20 protein-coding genes are annotated in these 21,929 nt (G+C 71.9%); 6 read left to right on the top strand and 14 right to left on the bottom strand.

Annotated elements, in window-relative coordinates:
- Window positions 1–49: 49 nt before the first annotated feature.
- On the bottom strand, window positions 50–475 hold the full coding sequence (locus tag ABZV77_RS18830) for a YidB family protein (RefSeq protein WP_356257764.1): 426 nt from the start codon (window positions 473–475) through the stop codon (window positions 50–52).
- Between the two features lie 190 nt (window positions 476–665).
- Between ABZV77_RS18830 and ABZV77_RS18825 the strand changes: the two genes are divergently transcribed.
- From ABZV77_RS18825 to ABZV77_RS18810, 4 genes are read left to right on the top strand one after another with little or no spacing between them, the layout of a single operon-like run.
- Window positions 666–1,349 (top strand): hypothetical protein, encoded by a 684-nt coding sequence (locus ABZV77_RS18825; protein ID WP_356257761.1) that lies wholly within the window; start codon window positions 666–668, stop codon window positions 1,347–1,349.
- Between the two features lie 30 nt (window positions 1,350–1,379).
- Window positions 1,380–1,973 (top strand): DUF6529 family protein, encoded by a 594-nt coding sequence (locus ABZV77_RS18820; protein ID WP_356257758.1) that lies wholly within the window; start codon window positions 1,380–1,382, stop codon window positions 1,971–1,973.
- On the top strand, window positions 1,970–2,440 hold the full coding sequence (locus tag ABZV77_RS18815; protein ID WP_356257755.1) for a Rieske (2Fe-2S) protein: 471 nt from the start codon (window positions 1,970–1,972) through the stop codon (window positions 2,438–2,440). The genes ABZV77_RS18820 and ABZV77_RS18815 overlap by 4 nt, the downstream gene beginning before the upstream one ends.
- A 23-nt stretch (window positions 2,441–2,463) precedes the next feature.
- Window positions 2,464–3,216 carry a nucleotidyltransferase domain-containing protein gene (locus tag ABZV77_RS18810; protein ID WP_356257752.1) on the top strand — a complete coding sequence of 251 codons (753 nt, stop codon included), beginning with the start codon at window positions 2,464–2,466 and terminating at the stop codon, window positions 3,214–3,216.
- Here ABZV77_RS18810 and ABZV77_RS18805 read toward each other — a convergent pair.
- The 12 genes from ABZV77_RS18805 to ABZV77_RS18750 form a co-directional block, all read right to left on the bottom strand.
- Entirely contained in the window at window positions 3,133–3,894 is a 762-nt protein-coding gene (locus tag ABZV77_RS18805; RefSeq protein ID WP_356258971.1) for a nucleotidyltransferase domain-containing protein, read from the bottom strand. The two genes, ABZV77_RS18810 and ABZV77_RS18805, sit on opposite strands and share 84 nt — an antisense overlap.
- A 15-nt stretch (window positions 3,895–3,909) precedes the next feature.
- The gene (locus tag ABZV77_RS18800) at window positions 3,910–4,911 is read right to left on the bottom strand and encodes an ADP-ribosylglycohydrolase family protein (RefSeq protein WP_356257750.1); all 1,002 of its coding nucleotides are present in this window, start codon (window positions 4,909–4,911) and stop codon (window positions 3,910–3,912) included.
- Window positions 4,908–5,633, bottom strand: coding sequence for an NUDIX domain-containing protein (locus ABZV77_RS18795; RefSeq protein WP_356257747.1), 726 nt, complete (start codon window positions 5,631–5,633; stop codon window positions 4,908–4,910). Before ABZV77_RS18795 ends, ABZV77_RS18800 begins: the two co-directional genes overlap by 4 nt.
- A gap of 87 nt (window positions 5,634–5,720) precedes the next feature.
- On the bottom strand, window positions 5,721–6,893 hold the full coding sequence (locus tag ABZV77_RS18790) for a pseudouridine synthase (protein ID WP_356257744.1): 1,173 nt from the start codon (window positions 6,891–6,893) through the stop codon (window positions 5,721–5,723).
- Window positions 6,894–6,905: 12 nt separating this feature from the next.
- The gene (gene scpB, locus ABZV77_RS18785; protein ID WP_356257741.1) at window positions 6,906–7,553 is read right to left on the bottom strand and encodes an SMC-Scp complex subunit ScpB; all 648 of its coding nucleotides are present in this window, start codon (window positions 7,551–7,553) and stop codon (window positions 6,906–6,908) included.
- A complete protein-coding gene (locus tag ABZV77_RS18780; protein WP_356257738.1) occupies window positions 7,550–8,524 on the bottom strand; it encodes a segregation/condensation protein A in 975 nt (324 codons plus the stop codon). Before ABZV77_RS18780 ends, scpB begins: the two co-directional genes overlap by 4 nt.
- 19 nt (window positions 8,525–8,543) lie before the next feature.
- Window positions 8,544–9,125: a hypothetical protein gene (locus tag ABZV77_RS18775; RefSeq protein ID WP_356257735.1), complete on the bottom strand. Its 582-nt coding sequence runs from the start codon at window positions 9,123–9,125 to the stop codon at window positions 8,544–8,546.
- Entirely contained in the window at window positions 9,110–10,282 is a 1,173-nt protein-coding gene (locus ABZV77_RS18770) for a ParA family protein (protein ID WP_244177429.1), read from the bottom strand. Before ABZV77_RS18770 ends, ABZV77_RS18775 begins: the two co-directional genes overlap by 16 nt.
- 356 nt (window positions 10,283–10,638) lie before the next feature.
- On the bottom strand, window positions 10,639–11,754 hold the full coding sequence (ald, locus tag ABZV77_RS18765; protein ID WP_055563015.1) for an alanine dehydrogenase: 1,116 nt from the start codon (window positions 11,752–11,754) through the stop codon (window positions 10,639–10,641).
- A 145-nt stretch (window positions 11,755–11,899) separates the two neighbouring features.
- Window positions 11,900–13,879, bottom strand: coding sequence for a tetratricopeptide repeat protein (locus ABZV77_RS18760; protein WP_356258968.1), 1,980 nt, complete (start codon window positions 13,877–13,879; stop codon window positions 11,900–11,902).
- 278 nt (window positions 13,880–14,157) lie between these two features.
- The gene (locus ABZV77_RS18755) at window positions 14,158–14,784 is read right to left on the bottom strand and encodes an NUDIX hydrolase (RefSeq protein WP_356257731.1); all 627 of its coding nucleotides are present in this window, start codon (window positions 14,782–14,784) and stop codon (window positions 14,158–14,160) included.
- Between the two features lie 84 nt (window positions 14,785–14,868).
- The gene (locus ABZV77_RS18750; protein ID WP_356257729.1) at window positions 14,869–16,545 is read right to left on the bottom strand and encodes a CTP synthase; all 1,677 of its coding nucleotides are present in this window, start codon (window positions 16,543–16,545) and stop codon (window positions 14,869–14,871) included.
- Between the two features lie 444 nt (window positions 16,546–16,989).
- On the opposite strand from ABZV77_RS18750, the gene ABZV77_RS18745 reads away from it, so the two are divergent.
- Window positions 16,990–18,801 carry a glycoside hydrolase family 15 protein gene (locus tag ABZV77_RS18745; RefSeq protein ID WP_356258966.1) on the top strand — a complete coding sequence of 604 codons (1,812 nt, stop codon included), beginning with the start codon at window positions 16,990–16,992 and terminating at the stop codon, window positions 18,799–18,801.
- A 164-nt stretch (window positions 18,802–18,965) separates the two neighbouring features.
- Window positions 18,966–20,609 carry a PucR family transcriptional regulator gene (locus ABZV77_RS18740; RefSeq protein ID WP_356257726.1) on the top strand — a complete coding sequence of 548 codons (1,644 nt, stop codon included), beginning with the start codon at window positions 18,966–18,968 and terminating at the stop codon, window positions 20,607–20,609.
- A 50-nt stretch (window positions 20,610–20,659) separates the two neighbouring features.
- Here the strand turns inward: ABZV77_RS18740 and ABZV77_RS18735 are convergent, their stop codons facing one another.
- A complete protein-coding gene (locus tag ABZV77_RS18735; RefSeq protein ID WP_356257724.1) occupies window positions 20,660–21,796 on the bottom strand; it encodes a glycosyltransferase family 4 protein in 1,137 nt (378 codons plus the stop codon).
- Window positions 21,797–21,929: the final 133 nt, after the last annotated feature.

Genomic DNA, 21,929 nt, shown 5'->3' with positions numbered 1-21,929 from the left:
CGCGGCGCCCGTCTGCCGAGACGGGCGCCGCGCACCATACCGGGGTGGGTCAGAGCTGCTGCTGCCTGATCAGGTCCTCGAGCGACCCGGAGGGCACCTGGCCCTCGGGGGTCAGCTTGTCGACGGCCTGCGGCAGCACCTGAGCGATCTCGTTCGCGGCCTGCTCAGGGGAGACTCCGGCCTCCTCGGCGACTTGGCGGAGGGTGTCATCGGGCAGTGCCTGCTGCAGCTGCGCGCCGGTCACCTCCTTGTTCTCTCCGGCGCCGACCCAGGACTGGGACTGATCGGCGAGTCCGGCCTTGTTCAGCCCCTCCAGGAGGCCGGACAGCGGGTTGCCGCCGCCCGCGCCGCCCTTGCTCATCAGGGCGCCGAGCAGCGCGCCGAGGATGTTGGCACCACCGCCGGACGAACCGCCGCCCTGCTGGCCGCCGCCCAGGAGACCGCCGAGAAGGCTGCCCAGATCGTTGCCCGCCATGGTCCTGCCTTTCGCGTGGAGAGCCGGGCCCGCGCCGTACCCGGCCGCGGCCCTCGGACCATGCCAATGTCGCCCGAATCGCCCTCTGTCGCCACTTGGGCCGATTGGGGGTCGTTCAACCCTGGACGAGAGGGCCGCGGATCCGCTTGCATGGAGGGTCGGCAGGTGCCGCGCCTCGGGGGAGGCTCGTATGAAACGCTCAGGTCCGCTCCTCACCCTTCTGACCGGGCTGCTGCTCGCCCTGTTCATGCTGTCGCTCAACGCGACGACGGAGACCGGCAGTTCGTCGTACGGCGGGGACGCACCCGACACCGCGGCGTCCTCCCCCACGAAGGGCACTCCGAAGGGCACACCGAAAGGCACGCCGAAACCCTCCGCGAAGCCGACGCGGTCACCGGCCGAGAAGCCGCCGCCGAAGGCCGAGTACGCGGGCCGCACCGACGACGACACCTCCGCGGTCTCCATCTCGGTGCGCGACAGCAAGGCCATCGCCTACTACTGCGACGGCCGCGACACGGAGTCCTGGCTCAAGGGGAACGTCAAGGACGACGGCTCGATGCGCCTGACCGGCAAGCACGGCGCGAAGCTCGAAGGACAGATCACCGGCAAGAAGGTCCGCGGCACCGTCGACGTCGACAAAGCGACCCGGAAGTTCACCGCCGACAAGGCCGTCAAGCCCTCGGGGCTGTACCGCGCCACGACCGAGGTGCGCGGCGCGAAGGTCGACGGCGGCTGGATCGTCCTGCCCGACGGCAGGCAGGTCGGCATCCTCAAGCGCGACGGCAGGCCCGCGCAGGCCCCGCGGCTCGACCCCGAAACCGGCGCCGTCCGGGTCGACGGCGACGTCGTCACCGCCACTCCCGTGACGCCCTAGCGTCCCGTACCGCCGTGAAGGGAGACCCGCATGAGCGTCGACCCGAGCGCCCCCACCCAGGGCGGATTCCCCGTGCCCCCGGGCGCGACAGGCCACCGCAGGCCGGGCGCCGCCCGCTATCTGCTGCCCGCGCTGGTCGCCGCGGCCGTGGCCGTCGGCCTCGGTGCGTACGGCAAGGCCCACGACCCGGCGGGCACCGCCTTCAACCTGGCCGGGTTCAGCAGCACGAGCGCGGTCAAGGCCTGGCTCGCCACGACGGCGTTCGCCTTCGCGCTGCTCCAGGTCGTGTCGGCGCTGATGCTGTACGGGCGGGTCCCTGGACCCTCCTGGTCGGCGGCGCTGCACCGCTGGGCGGGCCGGATCGCGTTCCTGGTCTCCGTCCCCGTGGCGGTGCACTGCCTCTACGCGCTCGGCTACCAGACGTACTCCACGCGCGTGCTGTGGCACTCGCTGCTCGGCTGCTTCTTCTACGGGGCGTTCAGCGCCAAGATGCTGCTCCTGCGCACGGAGCGGCTGCCGGGCTGGCTGCTCCCCGTGGTCGCGGGCCTGGTCTTCGCCGCGCTGACGGGCATCTGGCTGTCGTCGGCGCTGTGGTTCTTCCGTACGTTCGGGGTGACGGCATGAGCGGGGGCGGGAGCGGGGGCACGCCGCGGCGGGCGGTCCTCGCGGTGGGCGCGGTGGCGCTCGCGGCGGGGTGCACCAAGTACGGCGACGAGGGGGCGGAGCCCCAGCCGCCGGAGTCCCCCGCGTCGGACGGCAGCACGCCCGCATCGAAGGAGCCCGCGGGCGACGAGGAGCCCGCGGGCCCGGAGCTGGCGAAGACCTCCGAGGTCCCGGTGGGCGGCGGCAAGGTCGTCAAGGACAAGAAGGTCGTCGTGACGCAGCCGGAGAGCGGCACCTTCAAGGCCTTCTCGGCGGTCTGCACCCATTCGGGCTGCATCGTCGCGGAGGTGGCGGACGGCACGATCAACTGCCCGTGCCACGGCAGCAAGTACCGGGTGGCCGACGCGTCGGTGGCGGACGGACCCGCTCCGCGCCCGCTGCCCCCGGAGAAGATCACGGTCACCGGAAATTCGATCACCCTGGGCTGACCCCGGGCCGTACGCTCCCCTCCATGCACCCTCAGGACCTGGTACGCGACCACACCGTCTACTCCTGCGTGATGGGTTCGCGCGCCTTCGGCCTGGCCACGGACGGCAGCGACACCGACCGCAGGGGCGTCTTCCTGGCCCCCACACCGCTGTTCTGGCGCTTCGAGAAGCCCCCGACGCACGTGGAAGGTCCCGCCGACGAACAGTTCGGCTGGGAGCTGGAGCGGTTCTGCGAGCTCGCGCTGCGCGCCAACCCGAACGTCCTGGAGTGTCTGCACTCCCCGCTCGTGGAGCACCTCACGGACACCGGCCGCGAGCTCCTCGCGCTCCGCGATGCCTTCCTCTCCCGCCAGGCCCACGACACCTTCGCCCGCTACGCGCTGGGCCAGCGCAAGAAGCTCGACGCCGACGTCCGCACGCACGGCGCCCCGCGCTGGAAGCACGCCATGCACCTGCTGCGGCTCCTGATGTCCTGCCGCGACCTGCTGCGCACCGGCGAGCTGACGATCGACGTCGGCGAGCAGCGCGAGCCGCTCCTCGCGGTGAAGCGGGGCGAGCTCTCCTGGCCGGAGGTCGAGTCCTGGATGAACCGGCTCGCCGCCGAGTCGCGGAGCGCGGCCGCGCACAGCCCGCTCCCGGCCGAGCCCGACCGGGAGCGGATCGAGGACTTCCTGTTCCGCACGCGCCGGGCGTCAGCCCTCGGTTCCCTTGAGCCGCACGCGCACGACGAGGTCGTGCAGGGCGTCGTACGCCGAGTGGCTACCGGGCAGGGCTGAGTCCGCCTGCGCCTCGTCGAGGACGGCGTGCAGCCGCTCCACGTCGGCGGCCACGCGCGCGTGGTCCACGGTGGCGCCGCCGTGCTCGGCTTCGGCCTTGGCGGCGACGAGCTCCGGCAGGTAGGCCGGAGCGGCCGCCTCCTCCTGGACGAGCGTGGGCAGATGGGCGACCACGGCGCCGCTGCGCATCAGGTGGATGCCGGTGAGCAGCACGCGGAAGGTGTAGAGCAGCGGCTTGAGCTCGCCGTTCTTCTCGAAGAGCCGCCACTGGGTGTTGGCGAACCCCCGGTAGTGGTGGGCGTGGTGGCTGGTGAGCACGTCCGGCGCGAGCGCGAGGAGCTCCGCGTGCGCGCCGGTGGTGTGCACGACCAGCGGGGAGAGCAGCTGCTCCAGGACGTATCCGTTGTGCCGCAGCATCAGCCGGACGAACTTGCGCAGGTCGTGCGTGACGAGGTCCATCTCGACGCCGTCCCGGTCCCACATCCTGGACCGCGTCTCCTCCGGCTCCCGCAGCCCGACCAGATCGGTCACGGGCAGCAGGTGCACGCCTCGCAGGTCGACGTCCGAGTCGCGCGAGGGAAAGCCGTACAGATGCGCCCCGGAGACCGTCGCGAAGAGCAGCGGGTCGGCCTGCTCGGCGACGACGGAGGTGAGGTCGATGTCCAGGCCGGGGCCCAGGTGCACAGTCATGGCTCAAGCCTCCCAGAGCGCCCCGAACTCCTGGAGCTCGACCCTGTGTTCGACCTGCTCGACCCACTCCGCGGGCCAGGCGTCCGCGCCGAGGTGCGCCCCCGCGAAGGCGCCCGTGAGACAGGCGATCGAGTCCGAGTCCCCCGACGTGCAGGCGGCCCTGCGCAGCGCGGTGACCGGTTCGTCGACGAACATCAGGAAGCAGAGCAGCCCGGTGGCGAAGGCCTCCTCGGCGATCCAGCCCTCGCCGGTCGCCAGGCAGGGGTCGGTCTCGGGCGAGGGCGTGCGCAGCGCGTCACGGAGCCGCTCGAGCACCCCGAGGCACTCGTCCCAGCCGCGCGCGATGAACGCCTGCGGCGACGCGTCCCCGCCCCGCCGCCACAGCTCGCCGAGCCAGCGCTCGTGGTACGTCTCCCGGTTCTCGTACGCGTACGAGCGCAGCAGCCCGACGAGTCCCGTCGGCTCCGCGCCCTCGGCGAGCAGCCGCACGGCGTGGGCGGTGAGGTCGGAGGCGGCGAGCGCCGTCGGGTGGCCGTGGGTGAGGGCGGACTGCAGCTGGGCGGCGCCCGCCCGCTGTTCGTCGCCCAGTCCGGGCACGAGCCCGATCGGCGCCACGCGCATGTTGGCGCCGCAGCCCTTGGAGTGCACCTGGCTCGCCTCCTCCCAGGGCTTGCCGGTCTTGAGGAGGTAGCAGGCCTTGAGGCAGGTGTTGCCGGGCGCGCGGTTGTTCTCCGGCGACTGGTACCACGCCACGAACTCCTCGCGCAGCGGCCGCTCGAGCCGCTTGGGTCCGAGCAGTCCGCGGTCCATGGCGGTGCGCAGGCCGCGGCTCAGCGCGAGCGTCATCTGGGTGTCGTCGGTGATGTACGCGGGCCGGGGCAGCGCCATCTCCCGCCAGGGCCCGCACTTCGCGAGGATCGAGGGCACGTCGTTGAACTCGGTCGGGAAGCCGAGTGCGTCCCCGAGGGCGAGGCCCACGAGGGATCCGGTGGCGGCACGCTTCATGAGGGCTGTCCTTCCGGAGCGGGGCGGAGCAGGGGCGGGTGCAGCGCGGTGGCGGTGCCCGCCCGGAAGAGGGCCGCGGGCTTGCCGCGTCCGCCGGTCAGCCGCGCGGCGCCGGGCACGGCCTCCACGAGCCCTGCGGTGCCGACCACCTTGCGGCGGAAGTTGGCGGGGTCGAGCTCGGCGCCCCACACCGCCTCGTAGACCTGGCGCAGCTCGCCGAGCGTGAACTCGGGCGCGCAGAAGGCCGTGGCGAGCCCGGTGTACTCGAGCTTGGCGCCGACCCGGTCGTGGGCGTCGGCGAGGATCCGGTCGTGGTCGAAGGCGAGCGGACGGTAGGTCGCCGGGCTGTAGGGCAGCCAGGCCGCGCGGGCCGCGTCGCCCCCGCCGCGCGCCTCCGGCAGATCGGGGACGAGCGCCGCGAACGCGACGGAGACGACCCGCATGCGCGGATCGCGGTCCGGGTCGCTGTAGGTGCGCACCTGCTCCAGGTGCAGCCGCCCGACGTCGGCGATCCCGGTCTCCTCGGCGAGCTCCCGCCCGGCGGCGGCCTCGGCCGACTCCTCGGGGAGCACGAAGCCTCCCGGCAGGGCCCAGCGCCCGGCATGCGGCTCCTGGCCGCGCTCGACGAGCAGGACGTGCAGCGCGCCGTCGCGGACGGTGAACACGGCCAGGTCCACGGTGACGGCGAACGGCTCGAAGGCGTGCTTGTCATACCCCTGCATGCACCACCACCCCCCTCTCTTTATAGTCCCGTTGACTATAAAGAGAGGGGGGTGGGCGGCACAAGCGGTTCCCGCAGACCTGCCGGCCTACAAGTCGACTTCCTGCATCAGCATCCCGACCTCCGTGTTGGACAGCCGCCGCAGCCAGCCGGACTTCTGGTCGCCCAGGGTGATCGGCCCGAAGGCCACCCGCACCAGCTTGTCGCAGGGGAAGCCCGCCTCGGCGAGCATGCGCCGCACGATGTGCTTGCGGCCCTCGTGGAGGGTGACCTCGACCAGGTAGTTCTTGCCGGTCTGCTCGACGACGCGGAAGTGGTCCGCCTTGGCGTACCCGTCCTCCAGCTGGATGCCGTCCTTGAGCTGCTTGCCCAGGTCACGCGGGATGGGGCCCACGATGTGCGCGAGGTAGACCTTCTTCACGCCGTACTTGGGGTGGGTCAGTCGGTGCGCCAGCTCGCCGTGGTTGGTGAGCAGGATGACACCCTCGGTCTCGGTGTCGAGCCGCCCCACGTGGAAGAGCCGCGTCTCGCGGTTGGTCACGTAGTCGCCCAGGCACTGACGGCCCTCGGTGTCCTCCATGGTGGAGACGACGCCGGAGGGCTTGTTCAGGGAGAAGAACTGGTACGACTGGGTGGCCACGGTCAGGCCGTCGACCTTGATCTCGTCCTTCTCGGGGTCCACGCGCATGCCCTGCTCGAGGACGATCTCGCCGTTGACCTCGACACGGGCCTGCTCGACCAGCTCCTCGCAGGAACGGCGCGAGCCGTAGCCCGCGCGCGCGAGCACCTTCTGCAGACGCTCGCCCTCCTGCTCGGCGCCCGGGAAGGTCTTCGGCGGGCTCACCTTGGGCTTGCCCGCGTACCGGTCGCGGTTGCGCTCCTCGGCACGGGCCTCGTACTCACGGGAGCGGGCCGGCTCCGACCGGCCGCCGCGCTGCTGGCTCTGCTTGGGACCGCCCTTGGCGCCACCGCGCGCGGCGTTGCCACGACCGGACTTCGGTCCTGCGTTGGTGCCGCCGGGGCCCACGTCGTAGCGACGCTCCTCGGGGCGCGGCTTGCTCGGGCGGCTCGGCCGGTCGTCCCGGCCCTGCCGGTCGTCCCTGCCCTGCCTGTCGTCACGGTTGTTACCGGCGCCCCGGAAGTTGCCGCGACCGCCGCCGCCACTTCCCCGGCCGCCGCCGCTGTTGCCGCGGCCGCCGCTGTTGCCACCACGGCTCCCGCCGTTGTTTCCGCTGCTGTTCCTGCCGCTGCTGCTTCGCATCAAAAGTTCCGTCTAGTCGGCTGTGCCCTCGTAACCCGGCGCATCGGGTGCGTCCGGGTCGAACGACGGAACACCTTCCTGCGTCTCTCCTTCGATCGCGTCCGCCTCGGGGAGGAAGGGCGCGAGCTCCGGGAGCTCGTCCAGGCCACGCAGGCCCATCCGCTCCAGGAAGTAGTTCGTCGTCCTGTACAGGATCGCACCTGTTTCGGGTTCCGCGCCCGCCTCCTCCACCAGACCCCTCTGGAGGAGCGTGCGCATCACCCCGTCACAGTTCACCCCGCGCACCGCGGAGACCCTGGAACGGCTGACCGGCTGGCGGTACGCGACGACGGCGAGGGTCTCCAGGGCCGCCTGGGTGAGCCGCGCCTGCTGTCCGTCGAGGACGAAGCCCTCCACGGCCGCGGCGTACTCGGGCCGCGTGTAGAACCGCCACCCACCGGCCACGAGCCGCAGCTCGAAGCCCCGCTTCTGCACGGTGTACTCGTCGGCGAGCTCCCGCAGCGCGTCGGCGACGGCGCGCCGCGGCCGCTGCAGGATCTTCGCGAGGTGCTCCTCGGTGGCGGGCTCGTCCACCACCATCAGGACGGCCTCGAGGGCGGGCCGCAGCTCGAGATCGGCCACGGCACCGGCAAGCTCCCCGACCGGGCTCTGTACGCTCACGCCTTCTCCTCCACGGGCTCGGGGGCCCGGTCGAACTCGTCGGTCACCGTCGGCTCCGCGGCACTGTCCCCGCCGGTCCACCGCACCATCAGCTCGCCCAGGGGGTCCTCCTGGTCCAGGGCGACGGCCTTCTCGCGGTAGAGCTCGAGCAGGGCGAGGAAGCGGGCGACGACGGTGAGGGTGTCCCCCGCGTCCGCCACGAGCAGCCGGAAGCTGGCCTCCCCCTGCTCCCGGAGCCGGGCGACCATGAGCCCGGCCTGCTCCTGCACGGAGACCAGCGGAGCATGGATGTGTTCGACGTACACCTGCGGCTTCGCGCGGGGCTGCATCGCCTTCACGGCGAGCTTGGCGAATCCTTCCGCCCCGATGCTGATGACGACTTCCGGGAGCAGCTCGGCGTGGTGCGGTTCGAGGCCCACGGTCCGCGGATAGCGCCGCGCCTCCTCGTCGAGCCGCCCGCTGAAGATGTCCGCGACGTGTTTGTACGCGCGGTACTGCAGGAGCCGTGCGAACAGCAGGTCCCGCGCCTCGAGGAGCGCCAGGTCCGCCTCGTCCTCGACCTCGGCGGTGGGCAGCAGCCGCGCCGCCTTGAGGTCGAGCAGGGTGGCGGCGACGACCAGGAACTCGGTCGTCTGGTCCAGGTCCCAGTCGGCTCCCATGGCCCGGATGTGGGCCATGAACTCGTCGGTCACCTTGGAGAGCGCGACCTCGGTGACGTCCAGCTTGTGCTTCGAGATCAGCTGGAGCAGCAGATCGAAGGGCCCCTCGAAGTTCGCGAGCCGGACCTTGAACCGCCCGTCGTCGGGCTCTGCGTGCTCTGCGGGTTCCGTGGGCTCGACGGGCTCGGTCGGGGGCTCCGGCGCCGCGGGCTCCGCCACCGCTGCCCGCTCCGCGGGCGCCGCGCCGGGCCCACGGCCCAGGATGCGGCGACGGGAGGGCGGGGGCGGAGCGGATTCACTGTTCGAGGCCATGAGGCCTGAAACGCTACCCCTACCGCCCGCGCAATCGTCGTACGAGGATGCTCGCGTCCCCGCGGGACTCCAGATCGGCGAGGACGACCGCGACCGCCTCCCGCACGATCCGCCCGCGGTCGACCGCGAGCCCGTGCTCACCGCGGAGCACGAGCCGCGCGTGCTCGAGGTCCATCAGCTCCTCGGCGGAGACGTACACGGTGATCTTCTCGTCGTGCCGCTCGCGCCCGCTGGGCCGACGGTTGGCCGCCCGCGCCCGCCGCCGCGCCTGCGCGGTCGACGAGCCGCCGGACTTGCCGCCCTGGGCGGCCGAACCTTCCTGCGCCGGTCCCGAGCGCCGTCCGGCGCCCTTGTCGGCCTCGGCGGCAGCCGCCCTGGCACGCGACCCGTCGCCCGACTCCGCGTCCGATGCCGCGTGTTCGGCGGGCTCACCGTCGCCCTGAGCCGCGTCCTCGGCCGCCGTCTCGTCGCTCTCGCCCGCCGGAGCGGGCACCTTCGCCTCGCCGTTCGCCTGGCGTCGCGGCGACGACGACTGCAGCGCCATGCCCCCGGTCGTACGGAACAGTTCGTCGGCCCCGGGCAGACTCACTCGGCGTGACACCGGGCGAGCACCTCCCTGGCGAGCTGGCGATAGGCGGCCGCGCCGACCGAGTTGGAGGCGTACGTGGTGATCGGCTCACCGGCGACCGTGGTCTCCGGGAAGCGGACCGTACGCCCGATGACCGTGTGGTAGACGTGGTCGTCGAAGGCCTCGACCACGCGCGCGAGCACCTCACGGCTGTGCACCGTGCGGGAGTCGTACATGGTCGCGAGGATGCCGTCGAGCTCCAGGTCGGGGTTGAGCCGCTCCTGGACCTTCTCGATGGTCTCCGTCAGCAGGGCCACGCCGCGCAGCGCGAAGAACTCGCACTCGAGCGGCACGATCACCTTGTGAGCCGCCGTCAGGGCGTTCACGGTGAGCAGGCCGAGCGAGGGCTGACAGTCGATCACGATGTAGTCGTAGTCCTGCATCAGCGGCTTGAGCGCCCGCTGCAGGGTGGACTCGCGCGCGACCTCGCTCACCAGCTGCACTTCGGCGGCCGACAAGTCGATGTTGCTGGGCAGCAGGTCCATGTTCGGGACCGCGGTCTTCAGGAGCACCTCGTCCGCGGACATGCCGCGCTCCATGAGGAGGTTGTAGACCGTCAGGTCCAGCTCCATCGGGTTGACCCCGAGGCCCACGGAGAGGGCGCCCTGCGGGTCGAAGTCGACGAGCAGGACCCGGCGTCCGTACTCCGCGAGGGCCGCGCCCAGGTTGATGGTCGACGTCGTCTTGCCGACGCCGCCCTTCTGGTTGCACATCGCGATGATCTTCGCGGGACCGTGGTCGGTCAGCGGGCCCGGGATCGGGAAGTACGGCAGCGGGCGTCCCGTCGGGCCGATGCGCTCGCGGCGCTGACGGGCGGCGTCCGGCGCGAGCGTGGCCGCGTACTCCGGATCGGGCTCGTACTCGGCATCGGGGTCGTAGAAGTGCCCCTGGGGCAGTTCCTCGTAGTCGGCGAGGTGGGTGTGGGTGTTATCGCCACTCCGGTCGCCGGCCATGGCGTTCACGTGATGGCCATCCATGCTCTGGGGTGCTGACTGTGTCGGCTGGGGGCCCTGCCGGGCTTCGAAGGTGCGGACAGCGACCGAGCCGACGGCTTCGAGCCCCTCGGGACCCTGGTCCCGCACAGACGTTCCTGGTTGACCACCCCCGGGAGCAAATGTCGACTCATTCACAAGTCGTCTTACCTCCTTGGTGACCAGGAAATTTCTCGATAGGTCAGCGTGGCACCATGCCGACGGTTGGCGACTCTATGGCGTGTCACCGCTCCGCAGCAACACAATCCGCCGGACCCGGCCTGATGTGTCGGCAATGGAACACCCTTGTGTCAAGGGCGCACGGCTCGTCATCGTTGCGTTTTGGGGGTGGGCGAAACGGTTAAAGGGTTACGTTCAAGGCCAGTTGAGCGTGTCCACACTGATACGCATACGGCCGGACCCCTCTCAAGGTCCGGCCGCGGGCGTGAGATTGACGACTTTCGTTGACGACAGCGCCGAAAGTGTCGGAGACCGACCGGAGTCGGTCACCTCGGTCAGCCGAGGAGCGACTCCAGCTCGAGGTGCTCAAGACCGTGGGCCTCGGCGACCTCCTTGTAAACGACCTTGCCGTCATGGGTGTTGAGACCCAGGGCAAGCGCCGGGTCGCGGCGCAGGGCCTCGACCCAGCCGCGGTTCGCCAGCTCGACGATGTACGGCATCGTCGCGTTGGTCAGCGCGTACGTCGACGTGTTCGGCACCGCGCCGGGCATGTTGGCGACGCAGTAGAAGACCGAGTTGTGGACCGGGAAGGTCGGCTCGGCGTGCGTGGTCGCGTGCGAGTCCTCGAAGCAGCCGCCCTGGTCGATCGCGATGTCGACAAGGACACTTCCGGGCTTCATCCGCGAGACGAGCTCGTTGGTGACCAGCTTCGGGGCCTTGGCGCCGGGGATGAGGACGGCACCGATGACGAGGTCGGCCTCGAGGCAGGCCTTCTCCAGCTCGAAGGCGTTGGAGACGACGGTCTGGATCTTCGTGCCGAAGATCTTGTCGGCTTCCTTGAGCTTGTTGATGTCCTTGTCGAGCAGGGTCACGTGGAAGCCCATGCCGATGGCGATCTGCGCGGCGTTCCAGCCGGAGACGCCGCCGCCGATGACGACGGCCTTGCCCGCGGCCACGCCGGGGACACCGCCCGGCAGGACGCCGCGGCCGCCGTTGGCGGCCATCAGGTGGTAGGCGCCGACCTGCGGGGCCAGACGGCCCGCGACCTCGGACATCGGGGCGAGCAGCGGGAGCGCGCGGTTCGCGGTCTCGACCGTCTCGTACGCGATGGCGGTGGTGCCCGACTCCAGGAGCGCGTCCGTGCACTCCTTGGACGCGGCCAGGTGCAGGTAGGTGAAGAGGGTCTGGTCCTTGCGGAGGCGGTGGTACTCCTCCGCGATGGGCTCCTTGACCTTCAGGAGCAGGTCCGCGGTGGCCCAGACCTCATCGGCGGTGTCCAGGATCTTGGCGCCCGCCGAGACGTACTCGGCGTCCGTGATCGAGGAGCCGACGCCGGCGTTCCGCTCGATGACGACCTCATGGCCGTGGCGCACCAGCTCGTGCACTCCGGCGGGGGTGATGGCCACCCGGAACTCGTTGTTCTTGACCTCGCGGGGGATGCCGACCTTCATCGTCGATCACGGTCCTTGGCTCAGGGGATTTCTCGGGCAATGCAACGCATACCGGTACGCGTGGGGGCGCAGCGGAAGACACCGCAGAGGTACGCGGCGGAGCCAGTCTAATGAAGGATTTCTCGCTGTCTAGCCTTTCAATACTTCAATCTTCTGTGGAAGCACTACGGATTTCGTAGGCGGAAGGTGCTGCTCCACCGTTTGTTTCAAGCCTCGCGGCCGCCGGAAGCTCTTCTCCCAGCATGCGCTCGGCCGCACCCCGGTGCAGCCTGGCGGCCGCGGGGTCGCCGAGCCGCTCCAGGGTGTCCGCGAGCCGGAGCTGCAGCGCCGCCTGCAGCCGGACGTCCTTCGCGTGCCTGGCCAGCTCGACGGCCTCCTGGCAGGTGCGCAGCGACTCCTCGGGCCGACCCGCGTACTCCTGCACACGGGCCATCTCGCTCAACGCCCGCGCCTGGGCGGCCACATCGCCCGTCTTGCGATAGCCGGTGACCGCCGAACTCCAGTTGCGCAGCGCCTCTCCGTAGCGCCCCGCATAGGTGTGCACCGCGCCGATCCGGCCGTAGAGGCGGGCGGCGTCCGCGCGCTCGTCCCGGGCCAGGCGCTGGGCCAGTGCCCTGCCGAACCAGTCGGAGGCCCGCGACCAGTCCCCCAGCTCCTGATGTGCGCCGCCGACGGATTCCATCGCGCGTCCGGTGGCGTACGGATCGGCCGCCGCCCGCGCCGCGTCCAGCGCCGCCCGATAGCGGGCCAGCGCATCCTCGGTACGTCCGGTCTGCGCGTCCAGATCCGCCAGGTTCAGCAGCGCCGCGGCCTGCTCGCGCGGCAGCTTCCGCCGCTCGGCCACGTCCAGGACCAGCTGATGGATGCCGTACAGCTCGGGAGCCGCGTCCTCCGTGCCGCGGTGCGCCACCAGGGCCCTGGCCAGGGCGGCCATCAGGCGCCGCGCGAGGGTGTCGAGCTCCCCGTCGGCCACCGCGAGCCGCGTGGCGGCGAGCAGCGCGGGCTGCCGGATCCGCAGCCACTCGGCGGCCGCTCGCGGGCCGGGGAAGCGCAGCGCGCGCGGCAGCCCCGCGAGCTTCTTGCGGGCGGCGGAGGCGTCCGGCTCCGTGATCGCCCGGCAGGACTGCAGCAGGCGCACGGTCCGCTCCAGCATCCGGGCGCGGGCCAGCTGGATCTCGGCCGGGCGGTCCTGGCTCTCGGTGCGGGCCCGCAGCAGCGGCACCAGGCAGCCGGGCACCTCGTACTGCGGCAGCGGGGAGGCGACGGCCCGCACGAGCCCGAGGCCGACGAAGTCGTCGAGCGTGGTCCTGGCCGCGGAGACCGAGCAGCCCGCGAGCGCGGAGGCGGTGTGCGGGTCGACGTGACCGGCCGGGGCGAGGGAGAGGAAACGCAGTATCCGGGCCGCGGGCGCGGGCAGCGATGCGTAGGTGTGAGCGAAGACACGGGCGAGGGCCGAGCCCTCCTGAGGCATGTCGTGCACCTGCTTGGCCAGATCGGCGACGGCGGCCTTGGGCCGCTCCTTGAGCCAGCCCCCGGCGAGGACGAGCGCCGCCGGATGTGCCGAGCACGCCTCGACGAGGGACTCCGCGGAGCGCGGGTCCACGGTGATGCGGACGGGCCCCGCGGCGCGCGCGAGGAGCTCGACGGCGGCCGGTTTGTCCAGGCCGCCGAGCGTGCAGGGCCGCACGTCGGGGATGCCGGTGAGCGGGCCCTCGGCGACCGCGACGACCAGGCAGTCGGGGGTGTCGGGAAGCAGCGGGTCGACCTGCTCGGCGTCCGTCGCGTCGTCGAGGAGGAGCAGGGCCCTGCGGCCGGAGAGCGCGTCCCTGAGGATGTCGGTGAGGTCGTCCTCGGACGCTCCGGGGGGTGCGGGCACGCCCAGGGCGTCGAGGAGTTCCCTGGCGGTGCGGTCCGTGGGCACCCGGCTGCCGTCGGGGTCGGTGAGGCGGGCCCGCAGCACGCCGTCCGGGTAGTCGCCCGCGAGCTGCCGGGCCAGTTCCTCGGCGAGCGAGGTGCGGCCCGAGCCGGGTCGGCCCGCGACGAGCAGCACGCGCGCGCGGGGTGCCTTGCGGCCCGCGAGGGTGTCGAGCCCCGCCCGGTCGATGTCCGCGCGGAGATCCTTCAACTCCCGGCGTCTGCCGACGAACTGAGCCCCCGTCGACTCCAGGGCACTCGCGGGCGGTGGCACGGCGCCACCCGCCGCCGCACCGTCCGTGTCGACCGCCTGATCCGTCACGGGCCACGCTCCCGTCCGCCTGCGCACGAACCCGCCCGGAACTCCGGGCGGGACGCTTTCAGAGCCTAGTTCAGGCCCTGCCGCGCTTCCGGCCGCACGGCGCGCACAAGTCGCCCGATCGGATCAGTGGATCGTCATATCGGGAGTACTCCCCGGCGGGATCGGGGCTATGCCTCGAAGGGCCGGGCGGGCCAGGGCGCCTCGGCCGGGCGCAGCGCGTCCAGACCGTCGCCGTGCAGGGCCGCGTGCAGCGAAAGGGCACCCACGACCAGGCAGTTGTTGTGCAGCTCACCGGCGAGCACACCGCGTACGAGCTCGTCGAGGGGCACCCGGGCGAGCTCCATGTCGGACTCCTCCTCGGAGACCTCGAAGCGCTCCCCCTCGGCCTCGGCCAGATCGCGGGCCAGGAAGATCCGCACGGCTTCGTCGCAGCCACCGGGGGTGGTGTACACGTCGGTGAGAACGCGCCAGTCCTCGGCCTTGACGTGCGCCTCTTCGTAGAGCTCGCGCTGGGCGGCGTGCAGGGGGTTCTCGCCGGGGATGTCGAGGAGCCCCGCGGGGATCTCCCAGAGCTTGTGGCGGACCGGGTGGCGGTACTGGCGGATGACCAGGACGCGGCCCGTGTCGTCGAGCGCGAGGACGGCCACCGAGCCGGGGTGGACCTGGTAGTCGCGGCGGACGACCGACCCGTCGGGCATGACCACGTCGTCGGTGCGGACGGAGGTCTTGTTCCCGACGAAGGGGGTTTCCGTCGCCGTGACCTGCCACTCCTCGGCGGTGTCCTTGATCGTCATGTCGCCCTGTCCTCCCACACGTACAAAAAGAAACCGGAGTGCGCGCCTCGAAGGCACGCACCCCGGCAACCGTATCGCCTGGTGTTACTTGCCCGACTTGCCGCCGGACTTGTGCTCGCCCTGCTGGCGCTCGACGGCGGCCTTCACGAGGCCCGCGAAGAGCGGGTGCGGGCGGGTCGGACGGGACCGCAGCTCCGGGTGCGCCTGCGTGGCGACCAGGTAGGGGTGGACGTCGCGCGGGTACTCGACGTACTCGACGAGCTTGCCGTCCGGGGAGGTGCCGGAGAACTGGATTCCGGCCTTCTTCTCCAGGTCGGCGCGGTAGGCGTTGTTCACCTCGTAGCGGTGACGGTGGCGCTCCTCGACGTACTCCTTGCCCTCGTACACCTCGCGCACGATGGAGCCCTCGGCGAGCTTGGCGGGGTACATGCCCAGGCGCATCGTGCCGCCCATGTCGCCCTCGCCCGCGACGATGTCGAGCTGCTCCGCCATGGTGGAGATCACCGGGTGGCCGGTGGCCGCGTCGAACTCCGTGGAGTTCGCGTCGGGGATGTCCGCGAGGTTGCGGGCGGCCTCGATGACGATGCACTGCAGGCCGAGGCAGATGCCGAGCAGCGGCACCTTGTTCTCGCGGGCGTACTGGATCGCGCCGACCTTGCCGGAGACACCGCGGTCGCCGAAGCCGCCGGGGATCAGGATCGCGTCGCAGTCGGCGAGCTGCTTCTTGGCACCGGCCGGGGTCTTGCAGTCGTCCGAGGTGACCCACTTGACCTTGACGCGGGCCTTGTTGGCGAAGCCGCCGGCGCGCATGGCCTCGGTGATCGAGAGGTAGGCGTCGGGCAGGTCGATGTACTTGCCGACGAGCGCGACCGTGACCTCGTGCTTCGGGTTGTGCACGCGGTCGAGCAGGTCGTCCCACTGCGTCCAGTCGACGTCGCGGAACGGCAGGTCGAGCTTGCGCACGACGTAGGCGTCGAGGCCCTCGGTGTGCAGGACCTTCGGGATGTCGTAGATCGACTTGGCGTCGATGGCGGCCACCACGGCGGCCTCGTCGACGTCGCACATCAGCGAGATCTTGCGCTTGATGGCGGTCGGCACCTCGCGGTCGGCGCGCAGGACGATGGCGTCCGGCTGGATACCGATGTTGCGCAGGGCGGCGACCGAGTGCTGGGTCGGCTTGGTCTTCAGCTCGCCGGAGGGGCCGATGTAGGGCAGCAGCGAGATGTGCACGACGAAGACGTTGTCGCGGCCGACCTCGTGGCGGACCTGGCGGACGGTCTCCAGGAACGGCAGCGACTCGATGTCGCCGACCGTGCCGCCGACCTCCGTGATCACGACGTCGACGTCGTCGGTCGCCATGCGGCGGATGCGGTGCTTGATCTCGTTGGTGATGTGCGGGATGACCTGGACGGTGTCGCCCAGGTACTCACCGCGGCGCTCCTTGGCGATCACCTGCGAGTAGACCTGGCCGGTGGTCACGTTCGCCGAGCCGTCGAGGTCGACGTCGAGGAAGCGCTCGTAGTGGCCGATGTCCAGGTCGGTCTCGGCGCCGTCGTTGGTGACGAACACCTCGCCGTGCTGGAAGGGGTTCATCGTGCCCGGGTCGACGTTCAGATACGGGTCGAGCTTCTGCATCGTGACGCGCAGGCCGCGCGCCTTGAGGAGCGCACCCAGGCTGGAGGCAGTCAGACCCTTGCCGAGGGAAGAGGCGACACCCCCGGTGACGAAGATGTGCTTGGTCGTCGTGGATTTGGGCTGCATGGCCAAGAGGGGGCTCCCGTGGTCGCGGTCTGGAGGGTGCGTACCGGCGCTCTCACCAGGGGGTCGGGAGAGGTGCCGTCGCTGCGGTTCGGGGGTTCTATGACCACCGGCTCACGGGCTACCAGGGTATCAGCGACGGAGGGAGCCCGCGCCCGACCACACTCCGCCATCGGGCGCACACATCTCGGTCACGAGACCCGCACGCCCCCATTTTCCCCCGCCGCACCCCCTCTCACCTGCCGCTCACCCGTTCGGCCGAGCCTCGTTGCCAGGAGGGGCGCGCAGATCACTAGGGTGCGTCGTATCCTGCTCGGACAATCGCTGCCGAGCCCCTCCGGCACACGGCACCATCCCGCCTTGCACCCGGAACAAGCGCTCGTCGACGATCACTTGACCGCTGACCTGTAAGCGCCCCGCGGGGCGAACGTGGCCGTTCGACTGGAGATAGACGTGGCCGGGCGCATCGAGGATTACGCACTCATCGGAGACATGCAGACCGCAGCCCTGGTCTGCCGGGACGGCACAGTGGACTGGCTGTGCCTGCCCCGCTTCGATTCCCACGCCGTTTTCGCCGGCCTGCTGGGCACAGAGGAGCACGGCTTCTGGCGTCTGGGGCCCGCACACAACCCGGACACGCAGCCACCCAGTGCCGCGCGCCGCACCTATCGCGGCGATTCCCTGGTGCTCGAATCCGAGTGGGACACGACGCGCGGCACGGTCCGCGTGATCGATTTCATGCCTCCGCGCGACACCGACGCGCCGCAGCTGGTGCGGATCGTCGAGGGCGTCAGCGGCCGGGTGCCGATGCGCTCGGCACTGCGGATGCGTTTCAGCTATGGCCGTGTGGTGCCCTGGGTGCACAAGGTCGACGGACGCACGGTGGCCGTGGCGGGCCCCGACTCGGTGTGGCTGGACACCGGCGCCGAGACCTACGGCAAGGACCTCACCACCTACTCCGACTTCACGGTCTCGCCGGGTGAGCGGATCGCGTTCACCATCTCCTGGCAGCCCTCGCACAAGGACCAGCCCGCGCTGCCGGAGCCCGAGAACGCGCTCACCGCCACGGAGGACTTCTGGCGGGAGTGGGTCGAGCACTGCACGTACCACGGCCCCTACCGGGAAGCCGTGGTCCGCTCGCTGATCACGCTCAAGGCGCTCACCTACGCGCCGACCGGCGGGATCGTCGCCGCGCCCACCACCTCGCTGCCCGAGGACATCGGCGGCTCGCGCAACTGGGACTACCGCTTCACGTGGCTGCGCGACGCGGCGATCACGCTCTCCTCGCTGCTGCGCACCGGCTACCGCGAGGAGGCCCGCGCATGGCGCGAATGGCTGCTCCGCGCGGTCGCCGGCGACCCGGAGAACCTGCAGATCATGTACGGCATCGCGGGCGAGCGCGAGCTCGGCGAGACGGAGCTCGACTGGCTGCCGGGGTACGAGAACTCGCAGCCGGTGCGGGCGGGCAACGGCGCGGCGGGCCAGCTGCAGCTCGATGTGTACGGCGAGGTGACCGAGGCCCTGCACCTGGCCCACATGACGGGCCTGGCCCGCAACGACTACGCCTCGCTCCTGCAGCTCAAGCTGATCCGCTACCTCGAGGACCACTGGGACGAGCCGGACGAGGGCATCTGGGAGGTGCGCGGCCCGCGCCGCCACTTCGTGCACTCCAAGGTGATGGCATGGGTCGCCGTGGACCGCACCATCAAGCTCATCGAGTCCGGCGACGCGGACGGACCGCTGGAGAAGTGGCGCGGGCTGCGCGACGACATCCACCGGGACGTCTGCGAGAAGGGCTACGACAAGGAGCGGAACACGTTCACGCAGTCGTACGGCTCGAAGGAGCTGGACGCCTCGCTGCTGCTGATTCCGCAGATGGGCTTCCTGCCGCCGGACGACAAGCGCGTCATCGGCACGATCGAGGCGATCCAGCGGGAGCTCTCGACCTCGGACGGCTTCATCCTGCGCTATCCGACGTCCGGCGACGACGAGGGCGTGGACGGCCTGGAGGGCGACGAGGGGGCGTTCCTGGCCTGCTCGTTCTGGATGGCCGACGACCTCGCGATGATCGGCCGGGTCGACGAGGCCCGCAAGCTCTTCGAGAAGCTCCTCGGCCTCCGCAACGACCTGGGGCTGCTCGCCGAGGAGTGGGACCCGCGCCTCCAGCGGCAGGTCGGCAACTTCCCGCAGGCGTTCAGCCACGTGCCGCTGATCGACACGGCGCTGCGGCTGACGGCTTCGGGGGCGTACGGGGGCTGACGCCTCCAGCACCCCCCGTCACCTGTGGCGTACGTCACAGGTGACGGGGGGTGCGTGCAATTTCCGCGCGCAGGCCACGAGTTGCCGGGCCGCCGTCGCCGGTGGCCACCCCCGTGATCGTCCGGAGATGTTCCCCGAAGGTGTGCCCCGGTAGCGTCCGCGCCATGGACAGTCAGGGCACTCAGGGCGGCATCACCGTGCAGCGCGCGCTGGAACTTCCGGGGCTGCGCGGCGGGCTCCCCGAGGTCGTCGCGGGCGCGGAGCGGCTGCAGCGGACCGTGCGGTGGGTGCACGCGGGCGAGGTGCCCAACATCGCCTCGCTGCTCAAGGGCGGCGAGCTGCTGCTCACCACCGGCCTCGGGCTCGGCTCCCGCCCCGCCGAGCAGCGCGCCTTCGTGCGCAACCTCGCCGAGCGGGGCATCGCGGCGCTCGTCGTCGAGCTGGGGCCGCGCTTCACCCGGCTGCCCGCGGCGATCGTGGAGACGGCGCGGTCCGCCGGGCTTCCGCTGGTGCAGCTGCACCGCGAGGTGCCGTTCGTGACGGTCACCGAGGAAGTGCACACCGAGATCGTCAACGGCCACTACGCGCTCCTCCAGCAGGCCGAGGAGGTGCACAGGCGCTGCACGGAGGCGCTGCTCGGCGGGGGCGGCACGCCGCAGGTCCTCGGCATCCTCGCGGAGTTCAGCGGCAACCCGGTGTTCCTGGAGACGGCGGACGGCCAGCTCCTGTACGCCGCCGGGGCGGGCACCGAGTGCGCGGACCCGCTGCAGGTGTGGGAAGGACTGCGGGGGAGCACCGTCGACCGGCAGGCCCCGCCCGCGAGCGCGGTCATCGTCGATGTGCCAGGCGGCGGTCCGGGCGCGGGCTCGGTGCGGGCCAGGCTCGTCCTGCTCGCCGTGGAGTCGGCGCCGCTGCCGGTGCACCGCATCGCGGCGGAACGGGCGGCGGGCAGCCTCGCGGTGGTGCTGATGCAGGCCCGCCAGGAGGAGGAGCTCGCCGCGCGCGGACGCGGCGACTTCCTCACCGACCTCGCGGAGGGGCGCATCGCCGCCGAGGACGCCCCGGCGCAGGCCCGCGTCCTCGGCTTCAAGCCGGTCCCGGCCGACAGCCCGCTGCTCCCGGTGGTGATGCGGCTCGCGGACGGGCTGCCGACCGGCGGCGGCTGGGCGGTCCTCGCGCGGGCCGTCGCGGAGGAGCTGGCGTCCGTGGGGGTGCCCGCGCTGTTGGGCGTACGTCCCGTGGAGGGGCGCGTGCCGCTGCTGCTCGGGCTGCGGTCGGAGACCGAGCGGACCGCGGTGGCCGACCGGGTCGCCGCCGCACTGCGGGCCGGTGTCGAGCGGGCCGGGATGCAGCGGCCGGGGGCGCAGCCGCCGGTCGTGGTGGTCGGGGTCGCCGGTGGCTGGGCGGCGGCGTCGGCGGGGCTGCGGCACGCGGCGGAGACGGCGACGGCCGCGCAGGGCCTCTCCGACCGGCCCTGGTACGACGCGCGGCGGCTCGACATCGACCTGCTGCTGTGGCGGCTGCACCGCCATGACGAGGACGGGGTCCTCGCGGCGTTCGTGGACCGCGCGATCGGCCCGCTGCGCGCCCACGACCAGCGCTCGAAGCCGCCGCTGCTGCCGACGCTGCAGACCTATCTGGCGCATGCGGGGCGCAAGGCGGAGACGGCGCGCGAGCTGCACCTGAACCGCCAGACCCTGTACAACCGCCTCGCCAGGATCAGCGAACTCCTCGGCACGGATCTCGACGACCCGCAGACGGTCCTCGCGCTGAGCCTGGCGCTGCGGGCGCGCAGGCACGTGGCGTAGCGGCCGCAAGCGCACAGGCCTCAGGCGTACGGGCCTCAGGCGTACGGGCCTCAGGCGTACGGGAGGGGCCGGGTCAGCTCGTCGTAGATGCTGAGGACTTGGGTGACCGTTTCGTCTTCGGTCGGCCACGTGGCGGCCTGGGCCTCGCCCCGGTCCTTGAGCTCCGCCCGGCGGACCGGGTCGGCGAGGAGTCGTACGACGGCGGTGGAGAGGGCCTCCGCGTCGCCGTACTCGACGAGTTCGGCCGCGTCGCCGACGAGCTCGGGGATGCCGCCGACCGCGGTCGCCACGAGCGGCACGCGCGCGTGCAGCGCCTCCTGGGCGAGCACGGAGCGGGACTCCCAGCTGCTGGGCAGCACCGCGAGGTCGGCCGCCGCGAGGAGTTCGGGGACGTCGTCGCGCCGCCCGACGAGACGGGCGGGCAGCTGCTCGTCCTCGATGCGGCGCTGCAGGGCGGCCCGTTCGGGCCCCTCCCCCGCGATGACGAGGAGCGGCAGCGGGTCCAGGTGCCGCCACGCGCGCGTGGCGTTCAGCAGGACGTCGTAGCCGCCGTTCCGTTCGAGTGCGCCCACGGCGATGATCAACGGGCGGTCCACGGCGCCGACTTCGGCACGGGCCTTGTGGAGGAGGCCGTCGGGTTCCTCGGCGGCCTCCGTGCGGCGCGGTGCGGGCAGCGCGACGGCCGCGAGGCGTGCGTCGCGAGCACCCCTGCCGCGGGCCCGGTCGACCAGATCGGACGAGGTGCCGAGGACCACGGCCGCGGCCCTGGCGACGCGCCGCTCCAGGAGGCGCAGCACACGGGCCCGGGCGCCGTCCGCCTGCGCGCGGGTGTGCCAGGTGACGACGAGGGGGACGCGGCGCCCGGTGAGGGCGACGGAGGCGCGGAGGGCGGCGTGCAGTCCGTGCGCGTGCACGAGGTCCGCATCGGCGCAGGCGGCGCGGAGGGCGGCCACGGAGGCGGGGTCGCCGCTGCGGGGCACGGGGACGTGCCGGGCACCGGCACCCGCGAAGTCGTAGGCGCGGGCGGCCTCGTCGGGGGCGCACACGGTGACCCGCACACCCCGGGCGGCGAGGCCCGCGGCAAGGGATCTGACGTGCGCGCTGCTGCCCGCGCTGCCACCTCCGAGGACTTGCACGGTGTGCAGCGGCGTCCGTCCGTGCGGCAAGTGGCTGCTCACGTGGCTCACGTGGCGGGGGCTCCTGGGTCTGCGTCGGTGGGTGCTCGGACTGTACTCGGGCAGATGCTGCGCCAAGGATGCCAGTACGCACGGGCGTTCCGGCACTGCCGAAAGGTCACTTCCGTAATTGGCGGGGCAACTC

It is taken from the genome of Streptomyces sp. NPDC004732 (assembly GCF_040609235.1).
Taxonomy (GTDB): domain Bacteria; phylum Actinomycetota; class Actinomycetes; order Streptomycetales; family Streptomycetaceae; genus Streptomyces.
The sequence above is the reverse complement of the archived record's forward strand: the minus strand, read 5'-3'. Positions and strand labels throughout refer to the sequence as shown.